We start from the raw sequence: 24,291 nt of genomic DNA, 5'->3' as shown, positions 1-24,291 counted from the left end.
CCAAGAAGCTCGCCGGTGAAGCCACCAAGAAGCTCGACAAGGCAGCTTCCAAGAAGGTCATCCACAAGAACCAGGCAGCCAACCGCAAGTCGGCCATTGCCAAGAAGGCCGCGTCGCTCTGACGTACGGCCGGTGAATCAAGCGCCCTTCGGGGCGCTTTTTTCTTTTCTCCCCCACACCGAGAGCCGGCGTACCAGCCACTCAAGCGGGCCTTTGCCGAGCGTGAGACTCCACAAGGTCGCGAGAACGCACAGAACAGCCACCTGCAGCAGCCAGTCGCCGTAATCATGCGGCTGGATCCCATCCGGGTGATCGTCATAGAAGCCGACGCGGATGCGCCATGACCAGAGCACGTGCGCGGTGTAGAGCGTCAACGTCATGGCACCCGCTGCACGGATCGGCGTCAGCAGAAGGCGCGCCCACGGGATCCGGACGAGCAGTGCGCAGAGGCCGATCACGAGGATCGCCGAGCCGATCGCGCTGAGCATGCCAAGCGGTCGCGACGTGTGTTGACCAACCAGGAGCAGCTCGTCCCAGAGTGGCTTTTCGTAGGGATAGTACGGGGACGTGAACAGGATGCGCCATCCGCCGTCGCGCTGCCCGTCGAAGACACCGTTGTTGATCGCAACCAGTCCCGAGCTCAGCGTCGCCACCACCAGAGCAACACCGACACCTACGAGCCTCGATGCGACGGCGATACTGCGCAGGTCGAGTCGGCCGATCGCCATACCGATCAAGGCGTATGCGATCCAGACGCCGACCGGGTAGACGCCCCACACGCCGATCTCCATGAACAGCTCGCCAGGGTGCTGCAGGTCCTTCCACTCGGTCTGCCCGGAGCTCACCAGCTTGTGCTCACGCTGGGCCCAGAGCAGAGCGATCGGCGCGACTATCGCCCATACCGTTCCGAGCGCGAACAGCGACGTCGTTGAGAGGCGCCGGAATGGCAGCACCACCACGATCAGCACGCCGTAGTAGGCGAGGATGATGAACATCGGCACCTGGTCCAGCGACCCGAGTGCGAGGCCGACGGCGAAGAGGATGACCGCCCTGATCCAGGTGGCTCGCAGCGATCCGGCGCCACGAGAATCTCGCTGGTGAACGATCGTCAGCGCCACACCTGCGAGCATCGCGAACAGCGGCGCTGCACGACCTCCGGCAAGCATGTCGCCAACCGGCGGGTTCTCCCCCGTCCAGCGCGGCCCGATATGGGTGAACATCATCCCGATCAGAGCAAACCCACGCGCGAGGTCGACTGCCTCGATGCGGCCAATCGAGCGTGCCATCAGCGTCGCCGCTGAGCTGCGACCTTGAGCACCATCCGCTCGATTGCGTAGGCCGGGTCCGCCGCGCCGCCCTTGACGTCGAGATCAGCCTGCGCCACGGCATCTAGCGCCTTGGCCAGCCCATCGGGCTCCCAGGCTCGAAGTTGCTGTCGCATGGCCCGGATCTTGAATGGAGGTGCGCCGACCCGGGCTGCCAGATCGTTGTCACGCATCCCAGATGGTGCGGACGACAGCTTGGCGAGCGAGCGCAGACCGCTGGCGAAGGCGCTGGTGATCAGGACTGGAGCAACCTTGGCTGCCTCAGCCCAGCGAGCCTGCTCGAGCGCGACGTTGATACGCCCGTCGATCGCAGCGTCCGCGATCTCGTAGCCGCGTACGTCCGCTCGCCCGCCGAAATAGCGCCGCACGATGCTAGCGGTGATCTCGGTGCCACGTTCGACGGTCGACACAAGCTGGTCCGCCGCACCGGCCAGAGACCGCAGGTCCTGACCGACTGACGCGACGAGCAGGGTGGCGGCTTCCTGGTCGATGCGAACGCCGAGATCACGAAACTCGGTGTGCACCCACTGCGCGTAGTCGCGTTCGTACTTGGGCGCTTCGAGCTTGACCTCACTGACAGCAGGCAGCTTGCGGAGCTTGTCGAGCAGCCCCTTGCCCTTGGCTCCCCCGCCGTGCACCAGCACGAGGGCGATCTCGGGAGACGGACCTTCGCAGTACGCGAGCAGCTCGGCTTGGGCGGCATCACCCGTGTCCTGCAGATCGGTGATGACTAGCGCGGTGTTGTCGCTGAACAGCGAAGCGCTGGTCAGTCCGGCGAGCTCGCCAGCTTGGAGCCCACTCGCGCTCGCTTCGGACACTTCGCAGTCAGCGTGCTCGGCGGTCACGGCGGCGATCGCGCGTGCACGCGTGCGCTCAGCGAGGAACTCGGCATTGCCAGAGATGAGGAGGATCTTGCCGAATGCCGAGGCCACGTGGACAGACTATTGGGTCGTGGCCACAAGAAGGCGACCGTCACGCAGGACCACCGCGATGTCGCCGTCCGTGTCGGTGCGCCACCACTCAGCACCCCGCTCCCGCAGCATCGCGAGCGCCTTGGCGGCAGGGTGCCCGTAGTCGTTGTCAGCTCCCGCGCTGACCGTCACAATTCCGGCGCTCACCGCGTCGAGGAACGCTTCTGATTGCCTGGCACTCCCGTGGTGCGGCATCTTCATCACCTCAGCGGACAACTCAGGATGCTGCAGCATGAGCCTTGCCTGCGCCTCCGGCTCGATGTCACCAGTCAGCAGAATCCGTACGCCGTGAATACGCACGGCGAGAACGACACTTGCATTGTTGGCGCTCGACCCATCGGTCACCGGCAGCGGCTCTGACTGCGGAGGCCACAGCACCTCCGCCGATATGGCTCCGACTGTGAACGTCTCCCCGGGCACGGCAACGTGGGACGCTGCGCCCGCTCCACCGGTCGGGCCGACAGCGATCTGATCAACCTGCCGACCACGCATGACTCCTCGCCAGCCATCGATGTGGTCGGCGTGACCGTGGGTGAAGACCATCAGCCGAATTCTGCGAACATCGAGTCGGTCGAGACATCGGTCTATTGCCACTGGGTCCGGCCCTGCATCGACCATGACAGCGGTGCCGTCTCCGGCGTTGAGCACGGTTGCGTCACCCTGACCGACGTCACAGGCGACCATCAACCACCCCTGCGGCGGCCAGCCGGGATGCGGGGGTCGCCAGATCGAGATCAGCAGACCGAGCGCGATTCCGCCGAACAGCACTGGGCGAGCTGAGATCCGTACGATCGCCCATGCCGCAACCGGCACGATGACGATCAGCAGCTGCCAGGGCGCATGCCACGTCAGCGACGCGGCCTCGAGCGACGCTGCCCGATGACCGACTTCCAGGATCCAGGTCGCCATCGCTGCGGCGAAGAAACCGAAGACCTGGCCGATCGGCGCCGATAGCACCGCGAAAAGCCCGCCGAGAAGACCCGCCACGGTTGCCGGCGCCACCGCAGGTGCGGCCAGCAGGTTGGCGACGACCGCGACCAGCGAGACCTGACCCGAGATCGCGGCAATCGCAGGCGTGCAGGCGAGCTGGGCTGCCAGAGGTACGGCGATCGCCAGCGCGCACCATCGAGGCATCCACCGCAGCAGCGGGCGAACCATCACTGGCGCGAGGATCAGGATGCCGGCCGTGGCGCACACAGACAGCACGAAGCCTGCAGAGCGGGACAACCACGGATCGACGAACAGCAGAGCGATGACGGCCCAGGCGAGTGCGCGGACACCACCGCGTTCCCCGAAGCCGAGGGCGGCGACACCGACGGCACCCATCGCGGCCGCCCGGACAACGCTGGGGTCGGGGCGAGCCAAGATCACGAAGCCGACAATCGACACTGCTCCGAGCACCCACAGCCCACGACGCCGTACGCCGGTCGCGCGCCCGACCACCAGCACGACGGCGAGCACGATCGTGAGATTCGTGCCCGAGACGGCCATCAGGTGCGTGAGTCCGGCTCGCCGGAAGTCCTCTTCGACTTCGTCGCTGACCCGGCTGTCATCACCATCGACCAGGGCGGGCACAAGTGCCCGTGGTTCATCGCCGGTGCGCTTGACCGACGTACGCACACCTTCGCGCACCGTCTCGGACACCTCCCACCACCAGCTCGCCTGATCGGTGGGACCCCGTCGGACTACGTCGATCACGGCCGCCTCGTCAGTTGCATCCGAGGGAGCCAGTCGACCCACCACGGTCAGCCGTCGGCCCACTACGAGGTCGTCAGCCGGTCCGGCAACAAGCGCCGTCGCACGATCGCGCGTGCGTACGTCAACGTCGCGGGACACGACTCGACGGACAAGAAGCTCCACGACGATCGACTCTTGGCCATGTTGCTGGAAGGCCTTCGCATCGCGCCGCACCTCCACCTCGAGCGTCGCGAGCCGGCGCTCCGCGGCCAGCCGGGTCACGGGTGAGTGCTCGATCGCGTTGAGCCGCCACGCGCAGGACACGGCGACTGCGGCCACCCCGATGGCGGCAACAGCGAGGGAGGGTCGGCCTGCCGCGAGACCAGCAAGGAGCACAGCAGCAACGGCGACCACGACCGCCACACGGGCCCCTGAAACGACGAGCGTTGCCGTGGCTGCCCAGCTAAGGAGCGCAGGCGCCGCCATGCGCAGGTCGTGCATCAGACCGTGACGAGATCGCGCAGCTCCGCCAACGTGGCGTCGCCGACACCTTTGACCTCCAGAAGGTCCTCAACCGCGCTGAAGCGACCGTTCTCGGTACGCCAGCTGAGGATCGACTGCGCTGTGACCGGTCCGACCCCGGGCAGGGTGTCGAGCTGTTCAGCCGTGGCGGTGTTGAGATTGATCTTGGCCGTCGCTGGGCCGCCCGCAACCGCAGGTGCGCCAGGCACCTGCACAGGCTCCAGACCCACCAGGAGCTGTTCGCCGTCAGTGAGCACTCGCGCCATGTTGAGCGCGGACGTGTCGGCCTTGCCCTTGAGTCCACCCGCAGCCTCGATCGCCTCAAAGACGCGCGAGCCCAAGGGCACCGTGACGATGCCGGGCTTGCGAACCTTTCCAACGACGTCGATCACCAAGTCGTCGGTCGGCGCCTCGGCTGATGGCGCGTCGGTCGTCGCGAAGGCCAACGGCGCCTGAGGTTCGCTGGTCTCCGGGCGTGCGGACAGCAGCCACCAGACGAGCAGCACCGAGGCTGCGGTGGCTACGGTCGCGAGGACCTTGACGTGCGGCACCTCGAGACGCCGCCCCGGCCGCTCGATCGACGGCTCGTCGTCCGGCGGCGGCAGCTCCGCGTCGAAGGATGCGGCGAGCTGGGCAAGTCGGCGGCGGGCGATGTCGGCCCGCGTCTCTTCTCGATCGACCCTCACACCGTGACGCTAGGCAGCGAAAGCCTTGCAAGGCGCAGCCGAACCATCGGCTGTGGACGCGTAAGACTTCAACGTCGCGTCGTGGAAAACGTTCAGCAGCGCGGAGTGACGGTCACCGAGATCATGCCGGGACCGACGTGGGCTCCGATCGATGCGCCAACCTCGTCCACCGCGATCGAGTCGATCCCCAACGCAACCGCCAGTCGGCCTGCCACAGCATTGGCGATCGAGGGATTGGCGAGATGCTGGACTCCAATCTGGAAACCCTTGTCACACGACTGAGCGCTTTCGACGGCGAGCGCCTCGACGCGCGCAAGTGCCTTCGACGCCGTGCGTACGCGTTCGAGCGGTACAACGACGCCGTCCTTGATCGTCAGGATCGGCTTCACGGCGAGTGCCGAACCGATCAATGCGGCCGCTGGACCCACGCGGCCACCGCGCTTGAGGTACTCGAGCGTGTCGACGTACAGCAGGATCGTCGATGACTCCCCTGCCCCACGTGCTGCGGCAGCGACCTCAGCTGCGTTCTTGCCCGCATCCCGTGCCTCGGCGGCCCGACCCGCGGCGAAGCCGGTCGCGATACCGACCTGGGCCGAATCGACGACCGTCACTGGAACGGGCGAATCCTTGGCGGCAAGCAGCGCCGAGTCATACGTACCCGACATCTTCGAGCTCAGGTGAACCGAGACGATCGCCTCGGCTCCCTCGTCAGCCAGGTCGCGATAGACCCGCAGGAAGTCGTCCGGTGTGGGTCGTGACGTGCTGACCGGTACGAACGTGGCGAGCGCTTCGGCGATCATGTCGGCCGTGACATCCACACCTTCGGTGTGGACGGCGGCGCCGATGATGACCTGCAGCGGCACGACCGTGATGTTCTCCTTGGCGGCGTCAGCCGGGGCCAACGAAGCCGTCGAGTCCGTGACGATCGCAACGTTGGGCATGCGGCGATGTTATCTGGCGACAGATCAGACGACGATCGATACGAGCTTCGGCGCGCGGACGATCACCTTGCGCACCTCGCGACCGTCGATCGATCGCACGACGTTGGGCTCCGCGAGCGCCAGCGCCTCGAGTTCTTCGTCGCTGATGTCGGGACTGACCTCGAGCTTGCCGCGCACCTTGCCGAGCACCTGCACGACACACGTGACGGACTGCTCGACGAGATGTGCCGCGTCGGCCACGGGGTACGGTGCGCGTGCCAGCGACTCTGCATGGCCGAGCTTGGCCCACAGCTCTTCCGCGACGTGCGGTGCCAGCGGCGCCGTCATCAGGACCAGCGGCTCCAAGGCGGCACGGCTGCGTACGTTGACCTTCGTCAGGTGGTTCGTCAGCTCGATGAGCTTGGCGATCGCGGTGTTGAACCGCATCTCCTCCATGTCGACTCGCACACCGTCGATCGTCTTGTGCAGAACGTGGAGTGTCTCGGCGTCGAGCGCATCGTCGGTGGCGAGCGGTTCGCCGGAGTCCTCGTCGACCAGCAGGCGCCAGACGCGCTGGAGGAAGCGCTGAGCACCGACAACGGCGCGAGTCTCCCACGGGCGCGACACATCGAGCGGGCCCATCGACATCTCGTAGACGCGGAACGTATCTGCGCCGTACGCGTCGTACATCTCGTCGGGCGTGACGATGTTCTTGAGGCTCTTGCCCATTTTTCCGTACTCGCGATTCACGGGCTTGCCGTCGTACGTGTAGGTGGTCTGGGCTCCATCGACGTGCTCGACGACGTCCTCGGCGGGCACATAGACGCCGCGAGCGTCGGTGTAGGCGTAGGCCTGGATGTAGCCCTGGTTGAACAGCTTCTGGAACGGCTCTTCACTCGACAGATGTCCGAGGTCGAACAGCACCTTGTGCCAGAAGCGTGCATACAGCAGGTGAAGGACAGCGTGCTCGACGCCACCGATGTAGAGGTCGACGCCACCGGTGTCGCCGGCCTTGCGCGGACCCAGCCAGTAGGCCTCGTTCTCGGGGTCGACCAGCGTCTTGTCGTTGTGCGGGTCGGCGTAGCGCAGCTCGTACCAGGACGATCCGGCCCAGTTGGGCATCGTGTTGGTCTCGCGGCGGTACTTCTTCAGGCCGTCGCCGAGGTCAAGCTCCACATTCACCCAGTCGGGCACGCGCGCCAGTGGCGGCTCCGGCTCGCTGGTGACGTCGTCGGGCTCGAAGGTCTTCGGCAGGTAGTCAGGCACCTCAGGCAGCTCGACCGGCAGCATCGAGTCGGGCACCGCGATCGGAGATCCATCCTCATCGAAGACGATCGGGAACGGCTCGCCCCAGTAGCGCTGGCGGCTGAACAGCCAGTCACGGAGCCGGTACGTCGTGGTGCCGTGACCGGAGCCGTTCTTTTCGAGCCACGAGATGACAGCGGACTTGGCTTCGGTGATCGCCAGACCGTTGATGTCGAGATCGCCATGAGCGGAGTTGATCGCCGGACCGTCGCCCTTGTAGGCGTCGCCGTCGAATCCTTCGGTCGGCTGGACGGTACGGATGATCGGCAAGCCGAACTTCTCGGCGAACTCCCAGTCACGGTCGTCCTGACCTGGAACCGCCATGATCGCGCCGGTGCCGTAGCCCGTGAGCACGTAGTCGGCGATGAACACCGGGATAGACGTGCCATTCACGGGGTTGATCGCATACGAGCCGGTGAACACACCGGTCTTCTCGCGGTTCTCCTGGCGCTCGACGTCGCTCTTGGCACCAGCAGCCGCACGGTAGTCCGCGATCGCCTCGGCAGGTGTTGCCGCGCCGCCGGTCCATGACGCGTCGATGCCCTCGGGCCAGGACGCTGCGGTCAAAACGCCGACGAGCTCGTGTTCGGGAGCCAGTACGACGTACGTCGCGCCGAACAGCGTGTCTGGTCGCGTCGTGAAGACGTCGATCGCAGTGTCGAGTCCATCGACGGCGAAACTGACCTCGGCACCATGAGAGCGACCGATCCAGTTGCGCTGCATGAGCTTGACCGACTCGGGCCAGTCCATGCGATCGAGATCGTCGATCAGCCGGTCGGCGTACGCGGTGATGCGCATCTTCCACTGGCGCAGGTTGCGCGGGAACACCGGGAAGTTGCCCCGCTCGCTGCGTCCCTCGGGCGTGACCTCTTCGTTGGAGAGCACGGTGCCGAGCGCCGGGCACCAGTTGACGGGTGACTCGTCGATGTAGGCGAGGCGATGTTGGTCGATGACGTGAGGGTCGCTGGTGCCGAGCTTTTCGACCAGCTCGCTGATCGGGCGAGCTCGGTTGGTCTCGGTGTCGTACCAGGACTCGAAGATCTGGATGAAGATCCACTGCGTCCACCGCATGAACTCAGGGTCGATCGTTGCGAACGACCTACGCGGATCATGAGCCAAGCCGAGGCGGCGCAGCTGACGCCGCATGTTTGCCATGTTGGCGACCGTGTTGGTGCGCGGGTGCTCGCCGGTCTGCACCGCGTGGATCTCGGCTGGCAGGCCGAAGGCGTCATAGCCGAGAGCGTGGAGCACGTTGTCGCCCTGCATCCGGCGGTAGCGACCGATCACGTCAGTCGCGATGTAGCCGAGCGGATGCCCGACATGGAGTCCCGCCCCTGAGGGGTACGGGAACATGTCCATGATGAAGAACTTCTCGCCGGTCACCTCACCAGCGAGGTCACCCGTGGGGTTCCGGGCCTCGAACGTGCCCTCGGCTTCCCAGCGGTCCTGCCAGCGGCGCTCAATGTCGCCTGCGAGGTCGCTTGAGTAGCGATAGGCGGACGGCTTGGGTTCGGGCGTGTTCACTGCCCGAATGTTACCGGTCAGCGCTGGTCACTACGTGCGCGCGATCACTGCATCGCGCAGAAGGATTCGACCTTGGAGGTCGGCCCCGACACGATGAGCTCATCACCCGGCGACACGAAGGTGTCTGCCTGCGCATAGGAGAAGTCGTGACCGCGCACCTTGACCGCCACGATCGTCACGCCGAACTCAGCCCGAAGAGCGGAGTCCTTGAGCGTCTTGTCCTCTGCACGCTTGGGCGCGCGCGTACGCGCGATGGCGAATCCCTCGTCAAATTCGATGAAGTCAGTCATCGTCCCGGTGACCATGTGGGCCACGCGCTTGCCCATTTGTGACTCAGGTCGGATCACGTGGGTGGCGCCGACGCGCTCGAGGATCGCCGCGTGCTTGCCGCTGATCGCCTTGGCCCACACTTCCTTGACTCCGAGGTCGAGCAGACCGAGCACAGTCAGCACGCTGGCCTCGATGTCTGTGCCGATGCCGACCACGGCAACCTCGAACTGCTCCGCACCGATCTGCCGAAGGGCTTCGGTGTCGGTCGTGTCCGCCGCGACGACATGGGTGAAGTCGCTGGCGTACTTCTGGACGATGTCGGACTTCTCGTCGACGGCGAGAACTTCGTGGCCCAGCGCGACAAGCGACTTCGCCACGGCATAGCCGAATCGACCCAGGCCAAGTACGACGACCGGGGTCGTGGGAGAGGTCTTGCGGTCTCTAGCCAATGATCGGTTGCTCCTCGGGAAGGTGATAGCGCGAGATCCTACGCCGCAGCACGAATGCGCCCGCAGCCGCGATGGTTCCGACACGTCCAGCAAACATCAGCACGATGATCACGAGCTGGGCATTCGCGGGCAGGTCAGGGGTGATACCGGTGCTCAGACCGGCCGTGGCGAACGCCGACGTGCACTCGAACAACACGTCGTCAAAGTCGAAATCGGTCATCAACATGACGAGGAGGGTCGTCACTGTCACCAGCATTACCGCCAGCAGCGCAATCGTGATGGCCGTGCGCACGACAGGGGGTCCGATCGACCTCGTGCCCACCTTGATGTCAGGGTCCCCGCGCAGCTCAGCCCAGATCACGTACGCAAGCAGCAGGAAGGTGGTGATCTTGATACCGCCCGCCGTGCTCGCGCTACCGCCACCGATGAACATCAGGATGACGCCGATGTTGAGAGACTCGGGGCGTACGGCTCCCCAGTCAAAGCTGTTCAGTCCGCCCGAACGAGGCATGATGCCACCCTCGATGCCGGTGACCAGCTTGTGCCCAAGACCCTGTCCACCAAGCGTCGCCGGGTTGCTCCACTCGAGCAGCAGGAACGCTGCTGCACCGAAGAAAAGCAGCCCGAACGAGCCCCACACCGTGAGGCGAGTGTGGATCGTCCAGCGCGCCGGGTTGCGCCACCCCTGGAACAGTTCCGCGAGCACAGGAAAGCCAACCGCGCCGATGAACACTGCGATCGAGATCGGGATGATGATCAGCCCGTCGCCGGCATAGCCGGTCAGGCTGTCACTGTTGAGCGAGAATCCCGCGTTGTTGAACGCCATGACGGCGTCAAACACGCCATGCCAGATCGCACTCGGCCACGAGTCGAAGTACTCGCCGCGATAGCGGAGCGTGAGCACGAATGCCGTGACCGACTGGAAGAACAGCATGGTGAACGCTACGCGCTTGAACAGCGGACGCACTTCACCGATGTTCACGACGTGCATGTCAGCTTGCGCGACCAGGCTCGTACGAAGTCCGAGCCGTCCGCCGATGAACAGGCCCAACAACGTGGCGAGCGCGATGATCCCGAGACCGCCGATCTCGACCAGAGCAAGGATGATGCCCTGCCCGGTTTGCGACCAATAGGCCCCGGTGTCAACCGTCGCCAGCCCCGTGACTGTCACCGCCGACGCAGACGTGAAGAACGCTGCCATGAAGCTTGGCGATCCTGTCCCCTCACGGGCGACCGGTAGCAGCAGCAACAGGGTGCCCACGACGATCAATGCAAGGAACGTCAAAGGCAGCAGACGTACCGGATGGGAGATCGAAGCCGGGATCTTCAGCCTCAGGGGGCGGAGCACGGCACGACGCTACCCCAAAATTTACTGTTACAAGAGTGGCGCGTGGGACTTACGTGATTGGCGTGACGAATGGTAACTTCTAAGTTCTCCCGTGTCCGAAGGACCGGTCGTACTGACACGCGGGAGGCACGGCACTCGGTCCGCGCCAAGGAGACACCCGACATGACATCTTCCCCCTTGTCACGACTCCGCATCCGAGGGCTCGCAGCCGTCGGCTCGGTCGCCCTCGTGCTTGGCATCGTCGTCGCCACCGAGGCCCCGGCCCAGGCCATCGACCCACCGGTCGGCCTCAAGGCTGTGGACGTAGCCTCAAAGAGCGTCGCCCTCAAGTGGAGCACCACAGGGCAGGACGCCTACCGCGTGCGTATGTCCACGAGCTCGTCGATGAGCTCGCCCGAAGCTTGGGACGTTCTGGACAACTACTACGAGTGGACCCGCACCGACGCCAGCCCATCGCAGCTCGCCCCTCGCCTGACACCCGGCGAGACGTACTACTTCCAGGTCAAGGCCATCAAGCGCGCCGCTGACACCAGCGACCGCGACAGCCTCAGCAGCTACAGCAAGGCCATCTCCGTCACACTTCCGACAACTGCGCTGCCCGAGCTCAAGCCCATCAAGGTCAAGGCGACTGCTGGCGGCAGCGGGACGATGCACGTGTCGTGGAGCGACCGCGGGCCCGGCTACTCCTACGTCCTGCGCCACACGCCCAATCCGACGAAGTCGGTCCTCCTATGGTCCAAGGTCACCACCGACAGGCCCAGCGTCACTCTCAAAGGCTTGAGGCCCGGCAAGACCTACACCTACCGTCCGCGCGTCATCAACTCCAGTGGCAAGCCGCAGAGCCCCTATGCAGAATCCGGCAAGACGGGGACCACGCTGGCCAGCACGCCCTCCCCCGGCCTGTCCATAGCCACCTACAACATCCGCAAGCGGTACTCCGACGCTGACTGGACCGCCCGCCGGAAGGCGGTCGCGAGCAACATCACCACGACCGCACCTGACGTGATCGGCATTCAAGAAGCAATCCCCACAACGTATGGCGTCAACGGCAAGAAGCAGTACGCCGACCTCATGGCCTTGATGGGCAGCCCCTACAAGTACGTCACGAGCGGAGCCGGTTCGAGCGGCACGCAGCTTGCCTACGACACCAGCCGTCTGACCAACGTGAAGTCAGGCATCAAGAAGCTCTATGTGCACGGCTCTGCCCATCGCTACGCCGTCTGGGCCATCCTGAAGGACAAGCTCAGCTCCAAGTCATTCTTCGTCGTCTCCACACACCTTGAGCCCGGCTCCACGACTACCGAGCTCAACACCGTGCGCATCCGCCAGGCCCGTGACATCCTCCAACTGGTGGAGGATAGCGCCGGGGGGCGGCCAACGATCATCGTCGGCGACATGAACACGAGCCGGACGGCCGAACCCAGCAATGGCCAGTACCTGACCTTCACCGGCGAGGGCTACGTCGACCCGATCGACAACGACGTCGCCAACTGGTTCTCCGGCAAGGATGCGGTCGCCGAGCACATCGTCAACGCGCAGTACAGCAGCGCCAACAAGCTGGAGCGGAAGGCACTTCTGTCGTCGTTCCCCAACGGCACCCACATCGACTACATGTACACATCGCCCAACATCCGGGTCGCCGCTTGGCGTCAGGTGCTCAAGCTCGACACCTCGGGTTCGTTCGTGGGAACGATCCCGTCCGACCACAACCTGATGCAGATGACGGTCCACCTGCCGTAGGCGGAGCTAGGGCGTGCCCTAGCCGCGACGCAGGATCTTCTTGCCCAGCCGCTTCAGCCGCGGCGGTACACGTGACTCCCAAGCCGGACGTTTGAGCTCCTCCGGCATTGGGGCGAACGGGTAGTCCGGCTTGTAGCGGCGCTCGAGCATCTTCTGGCCCGATGCCTGGTAGAGCTCGCCGACCCGTGCGATCAACGCCGTGCGGGACTCGACGGAGTCGGCGAACATCGTCTCGACCGGTCCCGGGAATGGCGTCGCGGCCATACGTTCGTCGTAGGCAGGGTTGCTCTTGCCGTCCTCGTACACGTGCTCGACGTCGTTCTTCTCGAGGAAGCGCGCGAACTTGGCCCATCGCTCTGGATGCCCCGCGTTGAACGCGGTGTAGTCGGTCTGCTCGAACAGATCAGCCGCGTCGACCTTGTCGGGAAGGTTGGGCACGAGCGTGTGTGGGATCTCGTGGTAGCGCGCCAGCTCGAGCGTGCGCGCGTCGTGGGCGATCACGTGAGCGGGCGTGCGCGCATTGATCGCGGCGATGTTGCCGTGGATACGCGTCCCGAAGGAGAACTCCTGCTTGGCGAGGAAGTCGTTCCAGGTCATCGGGTCCACGAAGAAGCGCATCCGGTTGGACTGGTAGAGCGGGTGCGTGGTGTGCGCTGGCAGGTCCGGCCGCTTCTGCGGCTGGCGGTCGACGCCCCACAGCAGCATCTCCAGGGAGTCGTGGCCCTGCGGTACGTAGATCATGTGGGGATAGCGAGCGGCGTGACGTATTGACACCTCGTCCATCAACGGGACGTACGGTGACAAGTTCATCGTGAAGTGGCTGTCCTCGCTGAGGTGGTCAGCCTTCTTCTGGATGTTGAGATCGGCGCCCCGGCGGAAGAGCGACGGGCAACCGACGACCTCGACGTGCTCGTCGCCGAATCCGAGGGTTGCGAGGTATTCGCGGGTCGTCTCGCCACGTACGCCGATCGTTGCCGACCGATCGAGCACAGCCCTCAGGAACTGCTTGATCGTGGCGGTCGTCGCCGGCGGATTATCAGGGAAGGGATTGTCGAGGCTGTTCACTCCCCCGGCCACGCCCACTCCGGCGACGACTACCGGAATGTTCAGGTGTTCGATGAACTGCGTCATCTGCCGCAGGTTGCGGTGGTAGGAGTGACGAAACGCGTTCGCGAGGGGAATGACGTACTGATCGAACTCTTCGTTGACCCGAGCGGCGTGCGCTCGGGAGTCCGGCATCCGCTCGCTGAGGAACGAGTCGGAGACGACCTCAACGTCTGGGACCGTGATGAGCCGGTGCATCGCCTCCGTGAAGACCATGTTGCCGACGTTGCGGCCGAAGACACCCTTCGGATAGAGCGCAAGTGCGTGCTCGGGACTGATGACATGGAACGGATCCTTGGGGGATCGCACCAGAATGCGCTTCACAGGCCTTCTTCTCGTGAGTTCGTCATACGCCGCGCTGAGGACCTTTCGGTCACTTCATCGCGACCTTGACGGTGTTGGAGATCCCAGAGCTGGTGGCGACGCGCCAGTACTTGGTGTTGAGCGCCGGAATGATGATGAAGTCCTCGCCACTGCCCATGCTGTGGGTGGAATGGGTTTTCCACGACCCGCCGGGGGAACGCATCTGCAGACGGTAGCTGCCGCTCTTGCTCCACGAGATCAGGAACGGGATCTTGCTGCCGCTCTTCTGCATGGTGGTCGCGTAGAGCCGCGGCGTCGTGCTGTGGCCCTTGGTACGCACCGTGTTGATGCTCCACTTCGACATGATCTTGGTCGTCGAGTTGGGGACTGCCACCCCGTTGATCTTTGTCAGCACCGCCCCATAGGCACGCCACGTCTTGCTGCTCGAGAACGTCCGCGACATCTTGCCGACACCATTAGTGACGGTGATGTAGGAGCTGTAGGTCTTCCAGCCGCTTGAGTAGTACTGCAGCTTGACGATGCCGCTGTACTTGTCGCCGCCAGAGCCCCAAGTCACCACGATGTCGGTGTTGTCGCCCGGCCGCTGGAGGTTGTCCATCGAGAGCGTCGGCGGAATGTAGGCCCGTCCACCCGCGCTCTCAGTCGTCGCGGCACCGGGGTCGACGGTGACGGTCTTTCCCGCCGTCTTGGTGTAGACCGGAGTCGTCGTGTTGCCGGGAGACTCGACGGTCGCCCTGATGATCGTGGTGCCGGCTGAGTGGCCGGTGACCTTGCCGGTTTGATCCACCGAAGCGATGCTCGGGTTGTCCGACGTGAAGATCGTGTTGGTGACCAGCGAGTTGTAGGGCGCCACCCGCGTGGCGACCTTGACCGACTCGTTGGGCTTGACCTTCACGGTGGTCGTCGGCGTGATGTAGACCGAGGTCGGCTTGGTCCACGTGACCTGACCCTTGGCCAGCTGATGGATGCGCTCTGAGTGCTCCTGGACGGAATCGGTCACGCCGACGTTGTCGGCCTGGAAGGCCAGCTCGTCGTACTCCAGGCCTGGCCCGGTGAAGTTGGACGCGCCGCCGAAGGCAGTGGCCGTGCCGCCGTACTTGTAGCTCAGCGTCTTGTCGTGGACGTTGGCGAACTCGACCTGGCCGATCACTTCGCGCAAGTCTTCGCTCATGTTGAAGTAGCCGTCGACGATGTCGGAGATCGCGTTGTCTCCCAGCACGATCTTCACGTCGCACTTCTGCCGGTAAAGCTTAGTGAGCCCGTCCAGGATGCCGCTGCGGGTGCTATTGAACAGCGAGTGCACCGCGTAGACCTTGCACCCCGGCTTGTCGGCGGGGTTTGCGGCCTGAGCGTTGAGGAACGCCGCCTCGACATCACTCGAGCCGATGTTCGCATCACTGGCCGCGTTGTACTTCTTGCGGGGCGACGGGAGCAGGGTGATGCCCGAGTCGGTCGGCATTCCCCTCATCACGCCGGTGGCTGGGTCGATTCCAATTGCAGCCGTGTATTCCGGGCTGCTGTCGATTGCCTGGTAGTACTTCAAGCCATCCGTACCGGCGACCTTGACGGACGGCTTGAAAACGCCCTCGCTGAGCGCCGTGAAGGCCTTCTCGTCGTTGTAGATCGCAATGCTGATGTTGGACTTCTTGGAGCCGCTCGAGCCGTTGAGGTTGGACGAGGTGATCCAGATGACGTTATTGCGGAGAGTTCCCTGGGAGTCCACGGCCTGCTCGAAGGCGGCGTACTTGGAGTGCATCAGGTGCGAAGGTCCGGACAGGCAACCGCCCTCGCCGGGGCACTGCTTGTAGTCGACCGCCCCGGCCTTGACCAAGCGGGCCAGCGAGCTCTTGGCTGCATAGGCCTCGTCCATGCTCTCCTTGGCGCCAAGCACGTGGATGAACTCCTTGCGCTCGGCCGCGGTGTCGTACTTGTTGGCCAGGTGGACGAACGCCGCGGTCGGCGCGAACACTTCGTCAGGACCCGGGACAGTCCACTTGCCGCCGACCAGGCTGACCGACCGGTCGTCATAGAGGCTGTTGAACAGCGTCGTGTAGGAGTGCTTGTCCTTCGGCACCGAGCTGACCAGGCGCGAGAAGGCCTGAATCGTGCGCCAATCCATCGCACCCTCGTTGTCACCCACGGAGCCGTAGATCTCGATGCGAGTGCCGTTCGGCCCATTGATGACGTTGTTGGGCGTAACCGACTTGAAAGACGGCGTCGGAGTGTCGAGGTTGCGTACGTAGCGGTCGTCTTCCTTCGGCCGTGTGTCAGCCGAGGCTGGCAAGGTCGCCGGGACCAGGAGAGTGCCTAGAAGTGCGAGGGCACAGAAAACCGAGAACCTACGTGGCATGAAAATGACTTCCCCTAGTCGACGAAAGCGTCCCGAACAGGATACATACCTTTCGGGGCCCTCATGGCGCGAGTGACGAGACACTCACGAGGGATCAGCGGATCTGACCCTTCAGCGCCTTGACGGCAAGGCTGAGCCGACGACGTACGGGCACGGAAGGCGTCTTGTCGCTCACCACGCCCACGGCACGCGCCGGCGCTTCCAGCGACGCGTCAAACGCGGCGAGTGCCTCACCGGGAGCGTCGTAGGCCGACTTCAGGGAGTTGCGCTCGAGGAAGGCCATGAACTGGTCGAAATTGCCTCGGTAGGCCTCGTTGAACGCTGAGTAGTCCTGGCGCGACGCGAGTTCCGCAGCCGAGGCGGTGGGTCCCATGTCTTCGATCAGGGTGTGCGGCAGGTGGTGGTGCTGGGCAACTTCGAGAGTGCGCGAGTCGTGGACCATCAGGTGAGCCGGCGTGCCTGCCAAGGTCGCCGCGACGGTGCCGTGCAGACGTGGGCCGAAGGCGTAGTCGTAGCTCTCCATGTGCCGGATCCATGACCAGGCGGTCGGGTAGTACTCGAGACGATGCTCGCGATAGGCGCGGTGGGCCTTCTTCACCGGGAACCGCGGATCGCCGGGCCAGGTCGCGCGGGTCTCCTCACCGGTGATGATCATCTTGGCGCCGATGGTTTCCTGCATGTAGACGGTCGAGCGCGGATACTCGGTGATGGTGCGATCCAGCAGGCCAGCAGTCGACGAAATGCGATGGTCGAACGACAACGACAGCTTGCTGCGCTTGCCGAGACGAACGGACTTTTCGGGCATCCGGAAGTCAGGACCCCACATGAACAGCGACGGGCAGCCGATGATGTCGATACGGTCGCTCGGGAAGCCGAGGTACTCGAGGTACTTCTTGCTGATCTCGCCTCGGACACCGATTGACTCGGATCGATCCATCACAGCGGCCACGAACCGGCGAGCTGCAGCCTCATGTTCAGCGATCTCTGCGGCCGACGCGGTGATGCCGGTGACCCGGCCGGGCAGGAACGTGCCGTTGCGTACCTCTTGCAAACGCAGCTGAGCGCCGATACCTACGACCGTGACCGGAACAGTCAGCCGCTCGATGAGATCGGCCCAGGCGTCGAGGTTCTTCAGGTTCTGAAGGCGGAACGAGCTCGACAGCGGCAGAACCAGGCGGTCGCACTCGGAGTTGATCCACTCGGCGCGCTCCTCAACCGGCCCCTTGCCGAACTTGCCGTAGGAGATGGTGCGCACGTCGACGTCGTCGCGGACGAGGGCGCGGTGCGTCGAGAACTGGTAGAGCAGATTGCCCTGATTGCTGCCGATGAAGCCGACCGACTTCAGGGGGTCGAGATTGGCCGTCGGAAGCTGGCACGAACGGACCAAGATCTGTTCACGCTTGTGCTTGTCGTCCACCCTGGTTCCCTCACTGTCGCTGGGCACGCCGCTGATTCTCTCACTCGGACGGCCTGGACGACACAGCGCCCGAGCCGCACGTACCTCGATTGGCTCCGTCCGACAGCGGAGTCTAGGCTTGCGAGAGCGTCTGCGGGCAATCGGCCCAACGATGCACTTATCGAACGAGGTGGATATGCCCGCGTGGTTGAGTCGACTGCTCGACTCTCCGAGGGCCCTCGCCATCACCGGAGCCGGCCTCGCAGCTGCGGCAGCCGTGGTGACCGCCCTCCTCGTCCTGCCCGGCGACGCCAAGACCGACGACGCCAAGCCCGGAGCCGCATCACCTTCCGCGAGCGCTCCAAGTGCCGCACCGACGGCCGACGAACCGCCGCCCACCAACCTGCCGCCGGACAAGGATGTCTACTGCCCGGCATTCCGTCAGATCAAGAAGGGCGGCCTGGCGAGCTCGACCAACGACGAGGACGCTGACGGAGTTGACCTGGCCGAGCTGTCCAGGGTCTTCGAAACGCTCATCGCCCGCTACGGCAAGGCGGGAAGCGTCTCGCCGAAGAGCTTGCGCGATGACTATGCGAGGACCGTCGGGTTCCTGCGTGAGGGCAAGAAGGCTGTTGACTCCAAGGATGTCGATCTCCTCAAGGCCCTGGCGTTGAACCTCGAGACACTGAATGACTCGATGGAAGCGATCGAGTCCAAGTCCGCCAAGTTCTGCCGCTGAGCCGACGCAAGAAGCCCCTCAAGTACGCTGTGGGCCTCCCCGTCTTTCCCGTAGAAAGGGCACCATGCCGCCTTCAGTTCGTTCTGGATTCTCATCAATCCGGTACATGGGGCGGGCCCTGGGTGGCCTCGCGACAGTCCTGAATCTCCTGAGCGTGCTGACCGCGGCTATCGCGATCTGCTACCCCTCATCGGTGACGGCTCGCGTCTTGGTGCTGGTCTTGGCGGTGCTGATCATCGGCCACGTCGCGCTCGAAGAGGTCCAGTCCCGACGCTCTGGAGAGGCACCTGGACTGCTGATGGGCAAGGTGCCGCTCCCGCGCGCCGCCACCACGTTGGCCGCTCTGGCGGTGACTGTCGCGCACGACCGCAGCTGGTGGGTCGTTGCGGTGACCGCGGCGCTCCTGGGCCTGATCGTGGTCGAGGGCGCCGTACGTCGGCCAGTCGTCAATGCGACACCGCAGGCCGCCAATGTCCCGGGATGGGACGTCGTGCTGCCATCGACTCCCGTTGCCAACACATACTTCGCATTGACCACTGCAGCGGTGTCGCTGCTCTCCGTGTCCGCCACATTCCACCTGACCCAGGTTCCAGCCGCGGTCGCGACCGCCGCCACGCTCGTCGCGGCAGCGCTGGTCGGCAAGCAGTCCGCGTCGTACCTGATGGCTCGCAACCGCTTCGAACGCGAGCTGCCCAAGATCATGCGGGAGATCGCTCCGGCGTTCGCGTTCCATTGGCAGGCACCGGCAGGCACCGCGTATCAAGCCACCATGTGGCTGCCCTATCTCGATCGCATCGGCACCCCGTACTTCGTGCTGGTGCGCACGATTGCCAACTTCCACGAGGTCTCGAAGATGACCTCGGCTCCTGTCATTCTCCGAGTTGGGCTGGAGGATCTCGATCCGGTCATCTGCCCATCGATGAAGGTTGTGTTCTACGCCAACACGGCGGTACGCAACTCGCACATGATCCGGTTCACGCATCTCACTCACATCCAGCTCAACCATGGTGACAGCGACAAGATCGCCAGTGTCAGCCCGACGTTCCGCCAGTACGACCGCAACTTCGTCGCGGGCCAGGCCGCGATCGACCGATTCGCCAAGCACGGAGTCGCCACGCTGCCGGAGCAGTTCGAGATCGTCGGACGCCCTCAGCTCGAGCACGTGCACCAGGCTGCCCAGCCCATCGCAGAGATCTCGAAGCCCACCGTTCTCTACAGCCCCACGTGGTCAGGCTTCTACGAAGACTCCGACTACAGCTCGCTGTCGGCAGGCAAGCAGATCGTCCAAGCGCTGCTTGCGCGTGACTGCACCGTCGTGTTCCGACCCCACCCGTACGGACGCCGCCACAGGGGCAATGCGCGGGCGTGTGACGAGATCATCGCGCTGTTGGAGCAGCACGCGCGTGACACAGGCACAGCTCACGTGTTCGGCCCCGCGGCCGAGACCGAGATGTCGGTCGTCGACTGCTTCAACGCCAGCGACGCGATGATCTCCGATGTTTCGAGTCTCGCCTCGGACTTCCTGATCTCAGCCAAGCCGTTCGCGATGACCGCTGTGTCGGCGCATGGCGACGTGTTCCTCGAAGGGTTCCCACTGGCTCGCGCGGCGTACGTCATCGACATCGTCAAGAAGGTCGCCGGCGGACTGGACGAGGCACTCGACGACATGTTGGGTCCGGACTCGCACGCATCGACCCGCAACGGGCTCCGGACCTACTACCTCAGTGACACACCGCCGGAGCGGATCACCGAGCGCTTCCTTGAGGTCAGCAGAAGCTACCTCGCGTAGAGCGACTACGGCAGGTAGACCGTCGCCCGGACCAGGTTGTGATCTGAGGGAATCGTGCCGATGAAACGGCCAGCCGCGTCGAGCTTCGCGGCGACCTGCCACTGGCTCACCCGCATCCTCGACACGAAGATGTGATCGAGGAAGGGCGGGTTGGCACGTCGCGGTGCATACCGAGAAAGCCCATTGGACGTCGTCAAGTCGCCGTCGACAACCTTCTCAGCCATCCCGAGCTTCTTCGATCGGACCAGCGGGTCGATGTAGCCAGCACGGGTGATCGTGGCGTAGACGCTGTTGCTCTGGGTGCGGTAGCCGCCCGAGTTGAAGTCTCCAACCAGCACGACAGGAAGTCCCTTCGTGTTGACCGTCTTGAGCGCCGAGACGACCTGGCGCGCCTCCGATGTGTGCTGGGCCCGGATTGAGCTGGTCGTGCCAGGCGTGAAGTGGGTGTTGGCAAAGATGAATCTCTTGCCCGTGCTGAGCTGCTCGAAGACGGACCACGCGAGATAGCGGGTGGTGCCGCGGAATCGTGAGCTGCCAGCCAACGCGTGGTAGCCCTCGCCCACCTGCCTGAGCTTCGTCGTGTTGTAGACCGTGCGGGTCTCCCCCGTTGGGCCCTTCTTGTTCGACCGGGTCACGGCCCAGTCCTTGCCGAGGTGGTTCACGATGTCCTGGTACTGCGGCGGACCGCCTGGCGTGTAGGACGGAACGGCTTCCTGCAAGCCCACGACGTCGAGGTGGCTGTCCTTGATCAGCTCAACGACACCAGCTCGCCGCGCCGACCAGTTGCCCTTGCGCCACTTGAGCACGTTGTAGGTGCCGACACCCATGGGCTCGTAGGCCGCCGTCGTCGACTCCAGAGTCTTCGACCACGCGCTCAACGGGCCGCCATCTTTGTTGATGACGCGCACGCGTACGGCGTAGCTCGTCTTGGGTTCGAGCGTGGCGAGCTTCTTCTGACGCTTCGCCGTGGGCACCACGACAGGGCTGGTGAACTTGTCATCGCTGTCGATTTGGGCCTCGAAGCGCGCGTCTTTCTTCATCTCCGAGGTCCAACGCGCCGTGACATTGGTCGACTTCGCATTGGCGAGCGTCACCTTGGGTGCGGCATAGGGGAAGTCGGTGGTGAACCTGACCGACCGGCTCGGTTCGCTCGCGTCCCCCTTGTGATCGATCGCGACGACTCGCAAGAAGTAGGTGGTGCCGGGGATGAGCGCACGAAGCGACAGTTGGTTGCGCGTGACCTTCTCGGTTTTCGCGTCCGAGAAGTCGACCTTCTCGGCGTACTGCACGCGGAACTTCTCAGCCAATCCGCTGTCCCACAGCGCCTCGGCGGAAGTGCTCTTCGACACGACCCGAACGTCGTTCGGCGACGGCGGTCCGGAATCCACGATCTTGGGGATCCACCAGATCGACGAGAGCAGGACAATCACCAGTGCGAGGGCTCCCGCAATCTGGGGAGTTCGATTGGGGCGGCGCATGCTGCGACGGCGGGATCCAATCATTCGAGACGACGCGGAACGGCCCGCCGAGCTGCGGTCTTTGGGGACGCTGCGTCGACGGCCCGGCGAGTTCACCACGAGGCGGCTCCGGACGTGCGGGGGTGCAGGCCGAAGGCGTCGCGGCGGCTGATCACGTCGGACACGGGGATCGAAGAGCAGGCTGCGGCGGATAGACTGCCCCAGTGAACTACCGCCCCAAGATCGCCATCGTGATCGTGACGTTCAATCGATCCGGTTATCTCCAAGACCTCCTTCTCAGTGCCGCGGCGATGGAGACCGACCCACATGCGATCGTTGTCGTCGACAACGCCAGCACCGACGACACTCAGGACGTACTCGCCTCTGCGGCGACCAGCTTCCCCGCAGGGATGCTTATCAACCACCAGCTCAAGACTAACACCGGAGGGTCCGGCGGATTCAGCGAAGGGACCCGGGTTGCGCTCGAACAGGGCGCCGATTGGGTCTGGCTGATGGACGACGATGTCGAGATCCTTCCCGACGCGCTGGAGCAGTTCGCACCGTGGATGGATCGGTTCAAGGTCATCCATGGCCGCCGCTACGACTTCGACGGCACCCCGTTCTACTGGCAGGCCAAGTTCAACGAGTTCCTTGGAGTGCCACTCCCCTACAGCGGCAAGCAGTTCAACCGCGAGGGCTACGCGGTCACCAACTCCGGCACGTTCGAAGGCATGCTCATCAAGGCCGACATCGTCCGCGAGATCGGCCTGCCCGACCCGCGATTCTTCATCTCCTGGGACGACGCCGCATACGCATGGCTCGCCGCCCAGCACACCAAGGTCGTCTACGTCGACGCGTTCGTCCTCAAGCGCAAGCGTGAGCAAAAGCAAGTCAACCTCGGCATCCGTCACCTCAACGACGGCAGCGCTCTCTTCCGCTTCCACGTCATCCGCAATCGTGCGTATGTCGGCAAGTACTTCAGGGAGTACGGCAAGCTCAACCGCTTCGGCTTCGGTCTCGGTACGGCGCTGACGTTTGCCAAGGAGATCTTCCGTCTGATCGTCGTCCAGCACACTCTCAAGGGCTTCGGCGACCTTGTCCGTGGCTTCCGCGCCAACCGGGCGCTGTGGCGGGACAAGACGTGGCGACCGATGGATCCCGCGGACGTACCGGCACAATTGACCAATGACCGCTGACCTTCTCATCGTCGGCTCCGGATTCTTCGGGCTGACGATTGCCGACCGTTGCGCCCGTGAGCTAGACCTCAAGGTCCAGGTCATCGACCGGCGCGATCACATCGGCGGCAACGCCTACAGCGAGATCGATCCGGAGACCGGAATCGAGGTGCACCGCTACGGCGCCCACCTGTTCCACACGTCCAACAAACGAGTCTGGGACTACGTCAACCAGTTCACCGACTTCACGCCCTATGTGCATCACGTCTACACGACTTACAAGGGCGAAGTGTTCCCGATGCCGATCAACCTCGGCACGATCAACCAGTTCCAACGTGCCGCCTACACGCCCGACGAGGCACGCGCCTGGGTCGTCGAGCAGGCTGCCATGCTCGAGGGTGAGCCGACCAACCTCGAGGAGAAGGCGATCTCGCTGATCGGCAAGCCCCTCTACGAGGCGTTCATCAAGGGCTACACCGCCAAGCAGTGGCAGACCGATCCGCGCGAGCTCGCCGCGGAGATCATCAGTCGCCTCCCGGTCCGCTACACGTACGACAACCGCTACTTCTCCGACACGTACGAGGGTTTGCCCGTTGACGGGTACACCGCGTGGCTCGAGAAGATGGCCGACCACCCCAACATCACCGTGACGCTCGAGACGGACTTCTTCGACGAGTCGCAGCCGTGGAACAAAGCAGACGTCGTCGGACAGATTCCGGTCGTGTTCACCGGCCCGATCGACCGCTACTTCGACTTCAAGCACGGTGACCTGTCGTGGCGCACTCTCGACTTCGAGTCCGAGGTACTGCCGATCGGCGACTTCCAGGGCACGCCGGTCATGAACTACGCGGACGAGTCGATCGACTACACGCGCATCCACGAGTTCCGCCACTTTCACCCCGAGCGCGACTACCCCGCTGACAAGACGATCATCATGCGGGAGTTCAGCCGGTTCGCGGAGCACTCCGACGAGCCCTACTACCCCGTCAACACGCCTCAGGATCGCGAGCGGCTGCTGTCATACCGCGAGCTGGCGAAGGACGAAGCCGACGTGCTTTTCGGCGGCCGACTTGGCACGTACCAATACCTCGACATGCACATGGCAATCGGAGCGGCACTCAGCATGTACGACAACAAGCTCGCACCGCATTTCACCAGCGGCTCGGCTCTGGTTGACGATGGCGTCTGAGGCTCGAGTCAGTCTTACCCGACGCCTGCAG

General features: G+C 64.3%; 18 protein-coding genes. 6 read left to right on the top strand and 12 right to left on the bottom strand.

Going from position 1 to position 24,291, the window contains the following annotated elements; genetic code table 11:
• Positions 1-122, top strand: a 122-nt coding sequence (rpsT, locus tag V6M39_RS11240; protein ID WP_332643908.1) for a 30S ribosomal protein S20, incomplete at its 5' end; no start/stop codon positions are given.
• Between the two features lie 15 nt (positions 123-137).
• On the opposite strand, the gene V6M39_RS11235 is transcribed toward rpsT, so the two are convergent.
• From V6M39_RS11235 to V6M39_RS11200, 8 genes are all read right to left on the bottom strand, one after another.
• On the bottom strand, positions 138-1,286 hold the full coding sequence (locus V6M39_RS11235; protein ID WP_332643906.1) for a DUF418 domain-containing protein: 1,149 nt from the start codon (positions 1,284-1,286) through the stop codon (positions 138-140).
• Complete coding sequence (holA, locus tag V6M39_RS11230) at positions 1,286-2,257, bottom strand: DNA polymerase III subunit delta (RefSeq protein WP_332643905.1); 972 nt, start codon at positions 2,255-2,257, stop codon at positions 1,286-1,288. Before holA ends, V6M39_RS11235 begins: the two co-directional genes overlap by 1 nt.
• Positions 2,258-2,266: 9 nt before the next feature.
• The gene (locus tag V6M39_RS11225) at positions 2,267-4,474 is read right to left on the bottom strand and encodes a DNA internalization-related competence protein ComEC/Rec2 (protein WP_332643904.1); all 2,208 of its coding nucleotides are present in this window, start codon (positions 4,472-4,474) and stop codon (positions 2,267-2,269) included.
• Entirely contained in the window at positions 4,474-5,181 is a 708-nt protein-coding gene (locus V6M39_RS11220; RefSeq protein ID WP_332643903.1) for a helix-hairpin-helix domain-containing protein, read from the bottom strand. Before V6M39_RS11220 ends, V6M39_RS11225 begins: the two co-directional genes overlap by 1 nt.
• A 92-nt stretch (positions 5,182-5,273) precedes the next feature.
• Positions 5,274-6,122, bottom strand: coding sequence for a DegV family protein (locus tag V6M39_RS11215; RefSeq protein ID WP_332643902.1), 849 nt, complete (start codon positions 6,120-6,122; stop codon positions 5,274-5,276).
• Between the two features lie 24 nt (positions 6,123-6,146).
• Positions 6,147-8,930, bottom strand: coding sequence for a leucine--tRNA ligase (gene leuS, locus V6M39_RS11210; RefSeq protein ID WP_332643901.1), 2,784 nt, complete (start codon positions 8,928-8,930; stop codon positions 6,147-6,149).
• A gap of 44 nt (positions 8,931-8,974) precedes the next feature.
• A complete protein-coding gene (locus tag V6M39_RS11205) occupies positions 8,975-9,649 on the bottom strand; it encodes a potassium channel family protein (RefSeq protein WP_332643900.1) in 675 nt (224 codons plus the stop codon).
• Positions 9,642-10,997: a TrkH family potassium uptake protein gene (locus tag V6M39_RS11200; RefSeq protein WP_332643899.1), complete on the bottom strand. Its 1,356-nt coding sequence runs from the start codon at positions 10,995-10,997 to the stop codon at positions 9,642-9,644. Before V6M39_RS11200 ends, V6M39_RS11205 begins: the two co-directional genes overlap by 8 nt.
• Before the next feature lie 162 nt (positions 10,998-11,159).
• On the opposite strand from V6M39_RS11200, the gene V6M39_RS11195 reads away from it, so the two are divergent.
• Complete coding sequence (locus V6M39_RS11195) at positions 11,160-12,737, top strand: fibronectin type III domain-containing protein (protein WP_332643898.1); 1,578 nt, start codon at positions 11,160-11,162, stop codon at positions 12,735-12,737.
• Positions 12,738-12,755: 18 nt separating this feature from the next.
• On the opposite strand, the gene V6M39_RS11190 is transcribed toward V6M39_RS11195, so the two are convergent.
• From V6M39_RS11190 to V6M39_RS11180, 3 genes are all read right to left on the bottom strand, one after another.
• A complete protein-coding gene (locus V6M39_RS11190; RefSeq protein WP_332643897.1) occupies positions 12,756-14,165 on the bottom strand; it encodes a polysaccharide pyruvyl transferase family protein in 1,410 nt (469 codons plus the stop codon).
• 49 nt (positions 14,166-14,214) lie between these two features.
• A complete protein-coding gene (locus V6M39_RS11185) occupies positions 14,215-16,515 on the bottom strand; it encodes an Ig-like domain-containing protein (protein WP_332643896.1) in 2,301 nt (766 codons plus the stop codon).
• A 94-nt stretch (positions 16,516-16,609) separates the two neighbouring features.
• The gene (locus tag V6M39_RS11180) at positions 16,610-17,932 is read right to left on the bottom strand and encodes a polysaccharide pyruvyl transferase family protein (protein ID WP_332643895.1); all 1,323 of its coding nucleotides are present in this window, start codon (positions 17,930-17,932) and stop codon (positions 16,610-16,612) included.
• Between the two features lie 175 nt (positions 17,933-18,107).
• On the opposite strand from V6M39_RS11180, the gene V6M39_RS11175 reads away from it, so the two are divergent.
• A complete protein-coding gene (locus tag V6M39_RS11175) occupies positions 18,108-18,650 on the top strand; it encodes a hypothetical protein (protein ID WP_332643894.1) in 543 nt (180 codons plus the stop codon).
• Positions 18,651-18,756: 106 nt separating this feature from the next.
• The gene (locus V6M39_RS11170; RefSeq protein ID WP_332643893.1) at positions 18,757-20,439 is read left to right on the top strand and encodes a CDP-glycerol glycerophosphotransferase family protein; all 1,683 of its coding nucleotides are present in this window, start codon (positions 18,757-18,759) and stop codon (positions 20,437-20,439) included.
• A gap of 5 nt (positions 20,440-20,444) precedes the next feature.
• On the opposite strand, the gene V6M39_RS11165 is transcribed toward V6M39_RS11170, so the two are convergent.
• A complete protein-coding gene (locus V6M39_RS11165; protein WP_332643892.1) occupies positions 20,445-21,917 on the bottom strand; it encodes a fibronectin type III domain-containing protein in 1,473 nt (490 codons plus the stop codon).
• Between the two features lie 203 nt (positions 21,918-22,120).
• On the opposite strand from V6M39_RS11165, the gene V6M39_RS11160 reads away from it, so the two are divergent.
• Complete coding sequence (locus V6M39_RS11160; RefSeq protein ID WP_332643891.1) at positions 22,121-23,092, top strand: glycosyltransferase; 972 nt, start codon at positions 22,121-22,123, stop codon at positions 23,090-23,092.
• Positions 23,082-24,260, top strand: coding sequence for a UDP-galactopyranose mutase (gene glf, locus V6M39_RS11155; protein WP_332643890.1), 1,179 nt, complete (start codon positions 23,082-23,084; stop codon positions 24,258-24,260). The genes V6M39_RS11160 and glf overlap by 11 nt, the downstream gene beginning before the upstream one ends.
• Positions 24,261-24,291: the final 31 nt, after the last annotated feature.

The organism is Aeromicrobium sp. (genome assembly GCF_036675695.1).
Classification (GTDB): Bacteria; Actinomycetota; Actinomycetes; order Propionibacteriales; family Nocardioidaceae; genus Aeromicrobium.
This window is presented reverse-complemented; position numbering and strand designations above follow the sequence as displayed.

Bases quoted from the DNA above. Each gene is read 5' to 3' on its own strand.
- V6M39_RS11235 (WP_332643906.1), bottom strand. From the start codon at position 1,286: ATGGCACGCTCGATTGGCCGCATCGAGGCAGTCGACCTCGCGCGTGGG.
- V6M39_RS11225 (WP_332643904.1), bottom strand. From the start codon at position 4,474: ATGCACGACCTGCGCATGGCGGCGCCTGCGCTCCTTAGCTGGGCAGCC.
- V6M39_RS11215 (WP_332643902.1), bottom strand. From the start codon at position 6,122: ATGCCCAACGTTGCGATCGTCACGGACTCGACGGCTTCGTTGGCCCCG.
- V6M39_RS11195 (WP_332643898.1), top strand. From the start codon at position 11,160: ATGACATCTTCCCCCTTGTCACGACTCCGCATCCGAGGGCTCGCAGCC.
- V6M39_RS11185 (WP_332643896.1), bottom strand. From the start codon at position 16,515: ATGCCACGTAGGTTCTCGGTTTTCTGTGCCCTCGCACTTCTAGGCACT.
- V6M39_RS11175 (WP_332643894.1), top strand. From the start codon at position 18,108: ATGCCCGCGTGGTTGAGTCGACTGCTCGACTCTCCGAGGGCCCTCGCC.
- V6M39_RS11170 (WP_332643893.1), top strand. From the start codon at position 18,757: ATGGGGCGGGCCCTGGGTGGCCTCGCGACAGTCCTGAATCTCCTGAGC.
- V6M39_RS11165 (WP_332643892.1), bottom strand. From the start codon at position 21,917: ATGCGCCGCCCCAATCGAACTCCCCAGATTGCGGGAGCCCTCGCACTG.
- glf (WP_332643890.1), top strand. From the start codon at position 23,082: ATGACCGCTGACCTTCTCATCGTCGGCTCCGGATTCTTCGGGCTGACG.